Here is a 13,126-nt window from a genome sequence, read left to right as displayed (position 1 = left end):
AAGAGTTTAAAAATAAGACGTAGATGAAACCATCTTTACAGCTAAAGTTCAGTCAACAACTTACCATGACACCGCAGTTGCAGCAGGCAATCAAGCTGCTGCAGTTGTCTACGCTCGACCTGCAACAAGAGATTCAGGAAGCACTAGACTCAAACCCACTTTTGGAAGTTGAAGAAGGCGGCGATGACCATCCTGTTGAGAAAAACAACATGGACGGCGACGACCCTTCTGTAGAAGCTGCTCCTACTGCATCTAGCGATTCGTTAGAAGCAGGTGACGCGCTTGAAAAGAACGACCTTCCCGATGAACTGCCAATCGACAGTACGTGGGATGAGTATTACTCGGCCTCTTCTGCTCCCGCTCCTGGTCCATCAAATAATGATGACGACCAACTGTTTCAGGGTGAAACCACCGACAATATTCAAGACCACTTGCTATGGCAAATGCGGTTAACCCCGTTTTCGGATACCGACCGCGCCATTGCTACCGCCATTATCGACTCAATCGATGAATCTGGTTACCTGAACGTCCCCATCGAACAGATTTTAGAATCGGTGAATTCTGACGACGTAGAAGAATTGGTGGAAATGGACGAAGTTGAATGTGTACTCAAACGTATTCAAATGTTCGACCCTATCGGTTCAGGTTCGCGTACACCGCAAGAATGTTTGCTTGTACAGCTTCGCCAGTTCTCAGACGATACGCCATGGCTTGCAGAAGCAAGACAACTTATCAATGAGTACTCGGACCTACTTAGCAGCAAAGACTACCGTACGTTAATGCGCAAGAGCCGTTTGAAAGAAGATCAACTTCGCGAAGCCATGCGCTTACTGCAAACGTTGAATCCTCGTCCAGGTAGTGCATTAATTACCAAAGAACCGGAATACGTTATTCCTGATGTTTCGGTAAACAAGAAGAATGGCCGCTGGGTGGTAGAACTTAACCCCGATAGCTTGCCAAAGTTAAGCGTAAATCAGCAATATGCCGCTATGAGCAGACGCTCTAAAAACAGCAGCGATTCGCAATTTATTCGCTCACATATGCAAGAAGCCAAATGGTTTATAAAAAGCCTTGAATCAAGGAACGACACCTTGATGAAAGTAGCAAACTGTATTGTGCAGCAACAAATGGGCTTTTTCGAGCACGGCCCAGAAATGATGAAACCAATGGTGCTAAATGATGTCGCAGAAATGGTAGATATGCATGAATCCACCATCTCACGTGTCACCACGCAAAAATATATGCATACCCCACGTGGCATATTTGAGTTGAAATATTTCTTCTCTAGTCACGTAGCAACGGAATCTGGTGGTGAGTGTTCATCTACCGCTATTCGCGCACTAATTAAAAAGCTTGTGGCTGCGGAAACGCCCAGCAAGCCATTAAGCGATAGCAAGATTGCTCAATTGTTGGCCGAACAAGGCATCAAAGTTGCCCGGCGGACAATAGCAAAATACCGGGAATCATTATCGATTCCGCCGTCAAACCAACGCAAAAGCCTTATTTAAAGGCCTTGATAATTTAAGGAAGACGAAATATGCAAATCAACCTTACCGGTCATCATGTCGAAATTACTGATTCTTTGCGTAGCTATGTCGATACTAAGTTCAGCAAACTAGAGCGTCACTTTGATCACATATCTAATGTGCATGTCATCCTGAACGTCGAAAAACTTAATCAAAAAGCCGAAGCCACCATGCACCTCAGCGGAGCAGAAGTGTTTGCTTCATCACATAACACCGACATGTATGCGGCGATAGACAGCATGATCGACAAGCTCGACAGGCAAGTTATCAAGCATAAGGAAAAGCTGAAAAAGCACTAAATATTAATATGGAAATTCAAGCCATAGTAAGTTTGGACCGCACCGAGTGTGCGGTTCAATGTAACAGTAAAAAACGTATTCTAGAGATTATTAGCGACATTGCTGCTAAAAATAATCCCGACATCGATCAGGCCACAGTGTTAAATAGCCTACTCGCCCGTGAACGAATGGGAAGTACGGGTATTGGCAATGGTATTGCATTGCCTCACGGTCGATTACCGGGCTTAGAACACGTTATCGCCATTATTGTAACCAGCAACCCTGCCATCGATTTTGATGCGCTTGACGATCAGCCCGTAGATATCTTCTTTGCCCTGTTAGTGCCTGAAGAGAAAACAGAAGGTCACTTACAAACACTTGCTACCGTTGCGGGAAAACTAAGTGATAAAGAAACGGTGAAAGCCATTAGGCGGGCCTCCACCAGTGACGACATTATTACGGCTTTAAGCTAATAAAGCACAGCACCATATTTTAAAAGGGAGAAATGCAGGTGAAACTGATTATTATCAGTGGTCGATCCGGTTCGGGAAAATCAGTTGCACTACGTGCCCTTGAAGATTTAGGCTACTATTGCGTAGATAATATTCCGGTTAACCTTCTCCCTACCCTTACTCATACCGTGGTTGATGAATATGACCAAGTCGCGGTAAGTATCGATGTAAGGAATCTGCCAAAAAATCCAGCGGACTTGGTAGAGATTTTAGATTACCTACCCTCGTCTTGGTCTATGACCATTGTGTATATTGACGCCAGCGACGATGTGTTGGTGAAACGTTTCAGCGAAACCCGCCGATTGCATCCGCTAGCTAAGCTCAACAAATCTTTATCTGAATCGATAAAAGCCGAATCAGACTTACTTGCGCCTATTGTTGAGCGCGCCGATTTGTATATTGATACGGATAAGCTCACAATTCATCAACTCGCAGAGCTTATTCGCGAGCGAATTCTAGGTAAGAAAAGCTCTCGGCTAGTATTGGTCTTTGAATCGTTTGGCTTTAAACACGGCATCCCCAAAGACGCCGACTATGTATTTGACGCCCGCTTTCTCCCCAACCCACATTGGGAGCCCGATTTAAAACACTTAACTGGCTTAGATGCCCCCGTAGAAGTATTTTTAGGTTCCCAGCCTGTTGTAACCAAATTCATTTGGCAAATTCAGAACTTGATAACCACATGGTTACCTCACTTAGAACGCAATAACCGTAGTTATGTCACCATTGCGATTGGTTGTACCGGCGGTCAGCACCGCTCAGTATTTATTGCTCAATCGTTAGCGAAAACCTTTGGCGAAATGCATCCCGATGTACAAATTCGCCACCGCGAGTTAAATCAGTAATGACCATCGAAAAAACACTTACCATAGTCAATAAATTGGGCTTACACGCCCGCGCTGCCACACAGTTGGTTCAATTAGCCAATCAATTTGATGCAAAAATAGTGTTGGTGAAAGGCGATAAGAAAGCCGATGCTAACAGTGTGCTGGGCTTAATGATGCTGGAAAGCCACCAAGGTGAACAGGTGAACGTTGTGGTTGAAGGTAATGATGCCGAAGCAGCATTAAACGCCATTGAAACGTTAATTGAAGGCCGTTTCAACGAAGACGAGTAATGCTGCACTCGCCTGTGTTACGATTTTCGGTATAAAGCCGCCTATAATTTCACCACATAGCCCGTAATTGTCTGTCGTTACTGCGCTTTTGTCATGACAGCGTCATGGCAATTGCGATATCCTACCGTTATAGAAAATTCCATTTTTAGGCGAAAGCAGTGGCAGAAGCACTGGTCTCAAAATACGTACAAAGCCAACTTCGGGCACTTAATGGCGCGTTAAATAACGGCCAATTTGTTTCTGTACGTAAGCTTCTGCTGGAATTACCCCCTTCTGATGTTGCACATATTCTCGAATCTAGCCCAAGCCGCACCCGAGATGAACTGTGGGAGCTTATTGATGGTGATTTCCACGGTGATATTCTAGAAGAACTCTCTGACGACGTACGTAACGGTATCATCACCAAAATGCTGCCTGCAAACGTCGTAGACGCGTTAGAAGAAATGGATACCGATGACTTAGCGGTTACCCTTAGCAGCCTTCCAGAACCAGTGCTGCAAGACATTCTAGAATCAATGGATGCACAAGACAGACTTCGTGCAGAGCAAGCATTGTCTTACGGTGAAGAGACAGCCGGCTTCATCATGAACACCGACACGATAACCCTTCGCCCTGATGTGACCATTGATGTAGTACTTCGTTATATTCGCCTTAAAGGCGAATTACCTAAAAACACCGATACCTTTTATGTAGTAAACCGTACTGATAATTTAGTCGGTATCGTACCGGTAACGCGATTACTCACCGCTGAGACTGAAGCCAAAGTATCAGATGTCATGGATGAAGAATCTGAAGCGATTCCTGTGCATATGCCAGATGATGAAGTGGCGAGCTTATTCGAACGCTATAACTGGCTATCAGCCCCTGTCGTTGACGAGAAAAACCGCCTAGTAGGGCGTATCACCATAGATGATGTGGTAGATATTATTCGTGAAGATGCCGAGCACTCTATGATGAGTATGGCGGGTTTAGATGATGACGAAGACACTTTTGCCCCTGTGCTTCAAAGTACCAAACGACGCTCTGTATGGTTGGCAGTAAACCTGGTTACCGCGCTAATGGCAGCCATGGTAAGCGACTTGTTTGAGGCCACACTGAGCCAATTAGCCGTACTCGCCATACTGAACACCATAGTACCAAGTATGGGCGGCGTAGCGGGTAACCAAACCCTTACGCTTGTTATTCGTGGTATGGCACTGGGTCACGTAAACGCCAGCAACTCCCGATGGTTAATAAGCAAAGAAATATCTATTGGCTTCTTAAATGGGGCCATTTGGGCAATATTAATTGCTTCGGTAATAGCGCTTTGGAAACAAGACTACATGCTAGGCATCATTATCGCCTTCGCCATGTTGGTTAACATGATAGCCGCAGCGCTAGCAGGCGCTACTTTGCCGCTCATCATGAAACGTTTGAAAATAGACCCTGCACTAGCAGGAAGCGTAATACTCACAACCATCACTGACGTGGTGGGTATATTTGCATTTTTAGGTACTGCGACCCTGTTTTTAATGTAATACCGTGACAATCGCCTACGAGTTGTTCTAAAGCTATTTAGCTTGGCATCATGATGAATGCCACCACATCATTTTGATAATCACCGGTTGTTTTATACTCTCTATACCCTTTAGACACGGCAACACCTATTGCGTATTTCTTACCTTGGTAATTTGTAATTCGAGAGTCTTTTTCGCCAGTTTTTAAGCCTAAAAGTGTGTCGTCTATCTCGATAACCTCTCCCACCTGCTGAGGGCTACCTTCTGTAGCAGAAATAATCATCCCATCACGCTGACAAAACATGCCAAAACAACCCGTTACAGTATACCCGCTTTCATCTTTAGGTAGCGAGTCGTTTAACATTTCAGTGAATTGTGGCTCACTGTCAAACACAATTCCTATACCGCCAACCACATTATTTCGTTCTACACTAGTGATTGACGCGTTGTAGATGTAGGTGTACTTATCATCATACTGCGCGCTAGGAACAAATTTCGACACCGAATATTTTTGTGAATCAGCACACTTTAACGCATCGAAAGCACCACTATGAGTATCAACTTTTTCTCCCACAACCGATGTATGTTTGTTGTTGGATACCGCGATAATAATGCCATTTTTGTCATAAACATATAAATTGGCATAGACAGTGTATAGGTCATTAATGTATCGAAGAATATTTGCAATTTCTTGTTGAGCATCAGGCACAATAGTTGGAAGTTGCAAATACTGACGGAATACTGTGGTAAGCGCCCACCAACGACAATCGTTCGCTCTTTCGTATAGATTTCTGTCCATAATGTCTACCGCTAAGCTAGCGCAAAACCTCACGTCAGCAAGCCGTGCGCTCAACACAGTAGATTGTAGGTTATCGATAGAATCAGAAAAAATTAACGCTATGCTCTCGCCGGTTAATCTTATCTCAGATAATACAGGCATGAATTCAACAGCATTCTTACGTGCCGCAGCAATAATGCCATTCAAGACGACTAAACTCAGATCGTCATTAATTAACATGGATGTTTTAAATATTTGCTTTAAATCATCAGAAAAGAGTTGAGAATTGAGTAACTGACAAGCGTCAGTTTGAAGCTGCCCTTTTTCATTTGAATGCTTAAAGGCATCATTTAATGGCGTCATGGCAACGCCTTGCCATGATAAACCTTTGAACCCCTGGTATCCCTTAGTTTCGGAGGTGGTAGCTATAAAGCTTTTGTGTTTTATAGTGACTAAGTCAGGAGATCCACACTTAGGTATTGTTTCCCCAACTTTGAATTTCTGTGAATGGCTGGTCGCCATGACTTCTCTGTTTTCAGACACAATCATGATGCTGCTAGCGGCACGTTCAGATTGCAAATTGCTAAAAATTGACTGCATTTCGTCGTCAAACTTAAAGCACAAACAAAGAATTCCTACTGTTCTCGCACCCGTGTCGTTACTATCTTTTATTACACAGGAATAAATCAAAGAATTGCGCTTGTGAGGCTGCAAATCTGAATAGCGAAAGGTTTCTATATAGTCGTCTTTCGATGATAACGTTTTTGAAACTAGCGGATCTTCGCTAAATTCAATTGGGCTATCAATATCCAAATTGGCCTTTACCCGCCCCTGCGTATCCAGAAGAATAATCTCATCATATACGCTATATTTTTTTACGTACTCTTCTAAGCGGTGATGAATTTTTTTAGTGTCTTCGGGCTTTCTTTCGTTATCGAGCAAGAATGCTCGGATATCATCATCAGTAGCCAAAAAGCCCACATCGGCAGTACGTTCAAACAAATTTCTGATCAGAATATCGATGGCCACTTGAGATTTGTTATGATCATCAGCCAAACGCTTTAACAAATGCTCTTTCATCAGGTTCTGAATCAGCCGTCCCTGTAATTCAGAGAATTTCTGTTTTGTGCTAAGCATTTCTTCTAAAATGCTATCAGACACATTATGGCTATTGATTTTACCTATAAGCGAAATTTTACCCCACCAATGGTTTAAGTCATCAAACCTATCGTTGTAGCTGTTGATGAGAGGAATTGCCGCTTGTAATTTTTCTCGGTTCTTTAAAAGTAATTGTTCCACTACTGCACTGCCTATTATTTTTATTTTCTGACAAATAGTTGTTGTGCTTGAAGAACGAAATTTCTTTTACAATATTGTGGTTAGTCGTAGATTTCGCGTTTGACTTTACAAGGTGTAATGCACTTTTTTACCTTCCCAGTATATTTGGGACAATGCAATACAATCGGCTTACACCTTTAGTTTAATATTACAGCAATCCTGCAGGTATCTGCCTATCGTGGCTCCATTGCTTAGGTGACTGCCCATACAACCGTTTAAACTCTCGGCTAAACTGGGATGAGCTTACGTAACCCACATCCATAGCGGCTTCATTCACATTCATACCGCTAACAATCTTCATTGCAGCCGTATTTAGCCGCATAGACTTTATAAATTGAATTGGCGACATGCTCGTTGCTTGTTTGAACTTACGATGAAATACCGCCCGACTCATACCCACTTGTGATGCCATATCCTCTATGGTGACCGTTTCACTTAAACGGGTTGATAGGTAGTCGATTGCACGAGCAATCTCATTGCCTACCCCAAACGCTCGCCTTGCAGATTCGCCGGCGCCACCTTTCAATATGGCGTAATAGACTTCGCGAAGGCGACTTTCGCCAAGTACAACGGTATCTGCTCCATTTTGGCTTAACTGCAATAATCGCAGTAGTGCTTCAGCAAATTCACTATCCCAATCAGACAGCGTAATACTAGGCGGAAGTACTGCTCCCCTAGCTTTTCGCTGTATACCGCCAGCGCGCTCTACATCCATGGTAAGTTCTGTCATCACGCGAGTATCAAGGGAAATGAACACACCAAGCAGAGGATTGTCAGGCGACGCACTAGGCGTACCCGCCTCTACAGGCATAGAAATACTGCAGCACATGTATTGGTCTGTGCCATAAACATAAGACTTGCCGTCTACTATCGCCTCTTTGGTACCACTGACAATCGCCACTACTGTGGGCTCATATACCGCAGGCGCACAACGAACCCCTTCGGTCACTCTAAATAGCTGCACACCTTTAACACCAGTTTCAAATAGGCCGTCTTCGGTAAGGCTATTTTCGATGAGCATTTTAATTTCTTTTTTAGACATACCAATCAAACCAGTTGGACAATAAATTTATATAAATCGAAAACGAGACAAATAGGCAATTAATTACCCAGCATACCTGTCATAAAATACGTCATATGAGTGCTATAGTTTATCTAACGCCTAATGAGATGAACATATAAATATGAAGTTCAAAAACTTTTCTAACTTGTTAGTTGGGGCACTATTGTGGATGGATATAAACTATCGACACTCAAACTGCTTTATACCGCTGTCAGCCCGCTCTGGTGCCATTAGGCATTGGTGTTTCAGGCATGGCCAAACAAGGCGTTAATTTATCGGCAAAGCCAATATCAAACAACATGCCCTGAGACACTTCACCCGCCATTTTTTGCTCAGGTAAATTAACGACAAACAGCGCTTGCTTGCCCTGAATCTCGAAGGGATTTTCACGTTCTTTTTTAATACCCGCAAGAATAGAACGTTGATGATCACCAAAATCGACTGTGAGCTTCATCAGCTTTTTAGACTTTTCTACGTCAGCAACTTGAGTAATGGTGCCTACACGAATATCCAGTTTCTCGACATCATTGAACTCAATAAGCGCTTTAATTGGGGCGTTTTGCATAGCTTCTCTCACAAATGTTAAATAAGCATCGTACACATAGGCAAAGTAACAGAAAAGTAGCTTCAAACACCAAGGGCTATCGGTTTAGTTCACGTAATTTTATTTAATTAGTAAAGAATCCGGACGCAATGAACGTAAGAAGTATAACGAGGTAGATATGATAAGAAGATAGAACAAAATAATAAGCTGACTTCCTGCCTAGGCAGCAGGAAGTCAGAATGCTTATTTAATCACTTTTAAGGTAGGCTTTCCCTTTTTAGGGGGAACGGGTGCATCTGTATTATCAGACGCGTCTGCGTCTTCAATAGATGCTGGCCCAGTGGTTTGAGGTTCAGATGGCTTACTTGTTTTGGCCATCTCCTCTTCGGTAGCAAACACAGTACCGGCACCATTTTCGCGCGCATAAATCGCCATAATAGCTTCGCTAGGCATGCTTAATCTTCTAGGTTGGCCACCGAAACGAGCTTGAAAAGAAAGCCCGGTTAAGTCCAACGAAAAGTTAACACACGCACTAGGCGACACGTTTAAAACGATTTGCCCGTCCTTAACAAACTCTAAAGGCACTTCCACCATTTCATTCGTTGCATCAACAACAATGTATGGGGTGAGATCGTTGTCCACTATCCATTCGTAAAAGGCCCTTAAAAGGTAGGGCTGATTAGACGTCATAGATGTCATAGTGGATTGTGGATCTCGCGCTCTTGATCGGTTAGCGATGCTTTAAATGAACTGCGAGAGAAGATACGGTTCATGTAGGCATTAATTTCTTTACTACCTGCGCCATTAAGCTCAATACCTAAAGCAGGTAAGCGCCATAATAACGGAGCAAGATAACAATCAACTAAGCTGAATTCTTCGCTCATGAAGTAAGGTAATTCACCAAATACAGGTGCTAATGCAAGTAACGCTTCACGTAAATCGTTGCGCGCAGCTTCAACGTTCCCTTCACCACGGAAGATACGAGCTGCTAACGAATACCAGTCTTGCTCGATGCGGTGCATCATAAGACGGCTTTGGCCACGAGATACCGGATAAACTGGCATAAGTGGTGGATGCGGGAAACGCTCATCAAGGTATTCCATGATGATATGCGATTTATAAAGCACCAGTTCACGATCAACAAGAGTTGGAACGGTTCCGTAAGGGTTTAACTCCAACAGATCCTCTGACAGATTGCTAGGATCTGTGTAGCTTATTTCAACACCCACACCTTTTTCTGCCAACACAATACGCACCTGATGGCTGTAAATATCAATTGTGTCAGAGAACAACGTCATAATAGAACGTTTATTCGCGGCTACGGCCATTCAATTTCCTCCGTCGAGAAACTAGTTATGCCCGCTAAATCGGGCGAAATTCAAATACTAAAAAAGGGGGCGAGAAGCCCCCTTTGCTATTATACATAATTCTGTGCGATTAGTGCACTTCTCGCCAGTATTCTTTCTTCAGCAAGTAAACAAATACAAACAGTACGGCAATGAAGATAAGAACCCATTTACCAATACGGTGTGAATCTAGCTTAGCTGGCTCACCGGTATACTCTAAGAAGTTAACAATATCAGCAACAGCTTGGTCGTACTCATCTGGAGACATTGAACCTGTACCATCAGATTTAATACCTACATATTGTTCAACCATTTCGCCGTCGACCATAACTTCTTCGTGCATTTCAGTTGGTGTACCTTGCAAAGGTTGAAGCACATGCGGCATACCCACTTCTGGGAATACTTTATTGTTAACACCAAATGGACGGCTCTCATCTACGTAGAAAGAACGTAGATAAGTGTAAATCCAATCTTCACCACGAACTCGAGCTACAAGGGTTAAGTCTGGTGGCGCAGCACCAAACCAACCTGCCGCTGCATCTTCAGGCATTGCACGAGTAATGTAGTCAGCAACCTTTTCGCCCGTAAACTGAAGGTTTTCTTGACCTAACTCGTCAGGAATACCTAAATCGGCAAACGTACGCTGATAACGCTGATACTTCATTGAGTGACAGCCTAAGCAGTAGTTCATGAACAACTGCGCACCACGTTGCAACGAGGCCTTATCGGTTAGGTCGATAGGTGCCTTATCAAGATGCACACTACCACCAGCGGCTAACGCTACACCCGGTAGAAAAAATGCTAAAAAGCACATCAATTTTTTCATTAGGCAATCCTCTCTGGCACAGGCTTAGTTTTCTCGTTACGGCTGTATAGGAACAACAACACGAAGAAACCAAAGTACATAACAGTCGCGATTTGCGACGCAACAATCTTCCAGTTTTCTTGAGGTGTAGCACCTAAGTAACCTAAGAAAACGAATACAATTGCGAACACAATAAGGTTTACTGTGTGCAAACCACAACGATAGCGCCACGATTTAACACGACCGCGATCTATCCATGGTAAAGCGAACAAGGCTGCAATAGCACCAAACATAGCAAGTACACCAATTAGCTTATCAGGTACGGCCTTAAGGATGGCGTAGAACGGCGTGAAGTACCAAACAGGGAAGATATGCTCAGGTGTTTTCAACGGGTTCGCAATTTCGAAGTTAGGATGCTCAAGGAACTTACCGCCCATTTCAGGTGCGAAGAACAAGATATAAGTGAACAAGGCTAAGAAAATACAGAACGCGACTAAGTCTTTCAGCACCATGTGCGGGAAGAATGGCAAGATGTCATCAGCGATATCGTACTTGCTTGTGTAGTACTCATGGATTTGGAATTTAGTCTTTTCTGACTCAGGTAACGAGCCTTTCTTATGCTTAATCGCAATACCGTCTGGGTTGTTTGAACCCACTTCGTGTAGCGCAATAATGTGTAAGAATACTAAAATAACAATAACCAACGGCAATGCAATAACGTGCAATGCGAAGAATCGGTTTAGGGTAGCACCCGAGATTACATAGTCACCTTGTAGCCAGATAACTAAGTCTGGACCTACAACTGGAATTGCACCAAATAGCGATACAATTACCTGTGCACCCCAGTAAGACATTTGTCCCCAAGGCAATACATAACCCATGAAGGCTTCAGCCATTAGTGCAAGGTAGATAAACATACCAAACACCCAAAGCAATTCACGAGGCTTTTGGTAAGAACCGTAAATCATGCCACGGAACATATGCAGATATACCACAATAAAGAACGCTGAAGCGCCTGTACTATGCATATAGCGGATAATCCATCCGTAATCAATTTCACGCATGATGTATTCAACAGACGCGAACGCACCTTCAGAAGTCGGTACGAAGTTCATTGTTAACCAGATTCCAGTAATAATTTGGTTAACTAAAACGATGGTAGCCAAGAATCCAAACACGTACCAAAAGTTCATGTTCTTAGGCGCTGGGTATTGGATGGCGTGCATATTCGCCACACGCATAATTGGAATACGCGCTTCAATCCACTCTAAAAAAGCATTCATATTACACAGCCTCCGCTTCTGAGCCGAGGATGATGTTTGTGTCATCTACGAACTGGTAAGGCGGAACAACAAGGTTCAACGGCGCAGGTACGTTTTGGAATACACGACCAGCCATATCAAACTTAGAACCGTGACATGGGCAGAAGAAACCGTCTGGAACCCCTTCAACCACTTCTTCGAAAGCGCCATCTTTAAGGTGCTGCGGTGAGCAACCTAGATGCGTACAAATACCGACTAAGATAAGGTACTCTTCTTTCATAGAACGGAAACGGTTCTGGGCAAACGTGGGTTGTTGCTCTGCTTCAGAGTTAGGATCTTTCAGTTTATCTTCGTGAGTGCTCAATTCTTCAAGAATTTCAGGAGTACGACGAACAATCCATACAGGCTTGCTTCGCCACATCACACGCACTAGCTGTCCAGGTTCAATCCCGCTGATATCTACTTCAACGTCAGCACCGGCCGCTTTCGCTTTGGCACTTGGATTCCAGGACGCAATAAAAGGCACTGCCGCTCCAACAACACCTACACCACCAACTACCGACGTGGCAACGGTCAAGAACCGACGACGGGTGTTGTTTTCTGGCTGGTTATCATTGTGTGCAGACTCTGTTGCATCTACAGATACATTGCTCATCCACATTTCTCCAGGTTCGGATAATTATGATGTATAACCCTAACTTTTACTGGTTTTATCACGTTAGGATCGTCCATCATATGGCTTGTCATGAAGTTAACTCAAAGGCACTTATGTGCTCATTCGAGAATTCACTAAAGTTTCGTCAAATTTCGACCGCAAATGATAAAAGAAAAGCCCTTATAAACACAAGGTTTTACTGGTATTTAAGCAATAAATTAATCTGAGGCCACTGTTAAGAATTAGTGAGTGATTGGAATAAAATCAAGAATTTGACCGAAATTCGGCCAAATCAGCGCCTTTATTAAAACATTGTTAGCTTTATGTTGAAATGAAGCGGGAAAATTTAGAATACTAATTTACTAGGTAGATGAGCGCCGTTTAAAGAATAATTACGTGACGCACT

At 43.4% G+C, this 13,126-nt stretch carries 14 protein-coding genes; 6 read left to right on the top strand and 8 right to left on the bottom strand.

The genetic code is table 11. From position 1 onward, the window contains the following. Positions 1 to 23: 23 nt before the first annotated feature. The 6 genes from KYS23_RS00695 (at position 24) to mgtE (ending at position 4,950) form a co-directional block, all read left to right on the top strand. Positions 24 to 1,508 carry an RNA polymerase factor sigma-54 gene (locus KYS23_RS00695; protein ID WP_159528821.1) on the top strand — a complete coding sequence of 495 codons (1,485 nt, stop codon included), beginning with the start codon at positions 24 to 26 and terminating at the stop codon, positions 1,506 to 1,508. 29 nt (positions 1,509 to 1,537) lie between these two features. Then, entirely contained in the window at positions 1,538 to 1,825 is a 288-nt protein-coding gene (gene hpf / locus KYS23_RS00690) for a ribosome hibernation promoting factor (protein WP_013785361.1), read from the top strand. A gap of 8 nt (positions 1,826 to 1,833) precedes the next feature. After that, the gene (ptsN, locus tag KYS23_RS00685) at positions 1,834 to 2,277 is read left to right on the top strand and encodes a PTS IIA-like nitrogen regulatory protein PtsN (RefSeq protein ID WP_159528819.1); all 444 of its coding nucleotides are present in this window, start codon (positions 1,834 to 1,836) and stop codon (positions 2,275 to 2,277) included. Positions 2,278 to 2,315: 38 nt separating this feature from the next. After that, positions 2,316 to 3,161 carry an RNase adapter RapZ gene (gene rapZ, locus KYS23_RS00680; protein ID WP_041453031.1) on the top strand — a complete coding sequence of 282 codons (846 nt, stop codon included), beginning with the start codon at positions 2,316 to 2,318 and terminating at the stop codon, positions 3,159 to 3,161. Continuing rightward, positions 3,161 to 3,433, top strand: a complete 273-nt coding sequence (locus tag KYS23_RS00675) for an HPr family phosphocarrier protein (RefSeq protein WP_013785364.1) — start codon at positions 3,161 to 3,163, stop codon at positions 3,431 to 3,433. The genes rapZ and KYS23_RS00675 overlap by 1 nt, the downstream gene beginning before the upstream one ends. A gap of 158 nt (positions 3,434 to 3,591) precedes the next feature. Next, positions 3,592 to 4,950 carry a magnesium transporter gene (gene mgtE, locus KYS23_RS00670; RefSeq protein ID WP_159528817.1) on the top strand — a complete coding sequence of 453 codons (1,359 nt, stop codon included), beginning with the start codon at positions 3,592 to 3,594 and terminating at the stop codon, positions 4,948 to 4,950. A 37-nt stretch (positions 4,951 to 4,987) separates the two neighbouring features. Here the strand turns inward: mgtE and KYS23_RS00665 are convergent, their stop codons facing one another. The 8 genes from KYS23_RS00665 to petA all read right to left on the bottom strand — a co-directional run bounded on the left by KYS23_RS00665 (position 4,988) and on the right by petA (position 12,720). Further along, the gene (locus tag KYS23_RS00665) at positions 4,988 to 7,006 is read right to left on the bottom strand and encodes a cache domain-containing protein (protein ID WP_159528816.1); all 2,019 of its coding nucleotides are present in this window, start codon (positions 7,004 to 7,006) and stop codon (positions 4,988 to 4,990) included. 187 nt (positions 7,007 to 7,193) lie between these two features. Further along, positions 7,194 to 8,087 carry an AraC family transcriptional regulator gene (locus tag KYS23_RS00660; RefSeq protein ID WP_159528814.1) on the bottom strand — a complete coding sequence of 298 codons (894 nt, stop codon included), beginning with the start codon at positions 8,085 to 8,087 and terminating at the stop codon, positions 7,194 to 7,196. 232 nt (positions 8,088 to 8,319) lie between these two features. After that, positions 8,320 to 8,673, bottom strand: coding sequence for a tRNA-binding protein (locus KYS23_RS00655; protein WP_159528812.1), 354 nt, complete (start codon positions 8,671 to 8,673; stop codon positions 8,320 to 8,322). A 222-nt stretch (positions 8,674 to 8,895) separates the two neighbouring features. Then, entirely contained in the window at positions 8,896 to 9,351 is a 456-nt protein-coding gene (locus tag KYS23_RS00650; protein WP_159528810.1) for a ClpXP protease specificity-enhancing factor, read from the bottom strand. Next, entirely contained in the window at positions 9,348 to 9,980 is a 633-nt protein-coding gene (sspA, locus tag KYS23_RS00645) for a stringent starvation protein SspA (RefSeq protein ID WP_013785368.1), read from the bottom strand. Before sspA ends, KYS23_RS00650 begins: the two co-directional genes overlap by 4 nt. 109 nt (positions 9,981 to 10,089) lie before the next feature. After that, a complete protein-coding gene (locus KYS23_RS00640; RefSeq protein WP_126872493.1) occupies positions 10,090 to 10,824 on the bottom strand; it encodes a cytochrome c1 in 735 nt (244 codons plus the stop codon). After that, positions 10,824 to 12,086: a cytochrome b gene (locus KYS23_RS00635; protein ID WP_013785370.1), complete on the bottom strand. Its 1,263-nt coding sequence runs from the start codon at positions 12,084 to 12,086 to the stop codon at positions 10,824 to 10,826. Before KYS23_RS00635 ends, KYS23_RS00640 begins: the two co-directional genes overlap by 1 nt. Position 12,087: 1 nt before the next feature. Next, positions 12,088 to 12,720: a ubiquinol-cytochrome c reductase iron-sulfur subunit gene (gene petA, locus KYS23_RS00630; RefSeq protein WP_013785371.1), complete on the bottom strand. Its 633-nt coding sequence runs from the start codon at positions 12,718 to 12,720 to the stop codon at positions 12,088 to 12,090. Positions 12,721 to 13,126: the final 406 nt, after the last annotated feature.

The sequence above is a fragment of the Alteromonas lipotrueae genome (assembly GCF_019249255.1).
Classification (GTDB): Bacteria; Pseudomonadota; Gammaproteobacteria; order Enterobacterales; family Alteromonadaceae; genus Alteromonas; species Alteromonas lipotrueae.
The sequence above is the reverse complement of the archived record's forward strand: the minus strand, read 5'-3'. Positions and strand labels throughout refer to the sequence as shown.

Coding starts and splice junctions, on each gene's coding strand:
- KYS23_RS00695 (WP_159528821.1), top strand. CDS start 24: ATGAAACCATCTTTACAGCTAAAGTTCAGTCAACAACTTACCATGACA.
- hpf (WP_013785361.1), top strand. CDS start 1,538: ATGCAAATCAACCTTACCGGTCATCATGTCGAAATTACTGATTCTTTG.
- ptsN (WP_159528819.1), top strand. CDS start 1,834: ATGGAAATTCAAGCCATAGTAAGTTTGGACCGCACCGAGTGTGCGGTT.
- KYS23_RS00675 (WP_013785364.1), top strand. CDS start 3,161: ATGACCATCGAAAAAACACTTACCATAGTCAATAAATTGGGCTTACAC.
- KYS23_RS00660 (WP_159528814.1), bottom strand. CDS start 8,087: ATGTCTAAAAAAGAAATTAAAATGCTCATCGAAAATAGCCTTACCGAA.
- KYS23_RS00655 (WP_159528812.1), bottom strand. CDS start 8,673: ATGCAAAACGCCCCAATTAAAGCGCTTATTGAGTTCAATGATGTCGAG.
- KYS23_RS00650 (WP_159528810.1), bottom strand. CDS start 9,351: ATGACATCTATGACGTCTAATCAGCCCTACCTTTTAAGGGCCTTTTAC.
- sspA (WP_013785368.1), bottom strand. CDS start 9,980: ATGGCCGTAGCCGCGAATAAACGTTCTATTATGACGTTGTTCTCTGAC.
- KYS23_RS00640 (WP_126872493.1), bottom strand. CDS start 10,824: ATGAAAAAATTGATGTGCTTTTTAGCATTTTTTCTACCGGGTGTAGCG.
- KYS23_RS00635 (WP_013785370.1), bottom strand. CDS start 12,086: ATGAATGCTTTTTTAGAGTGGATTGAAGCGCGTATTCCAATTATGCGT.
- petA (WP_013785371.1), bottom strand. CDS start 12,720: ATGAGCAATGTATCTGTAGATGCAACAGAGTCTGCACACAATGATAAC.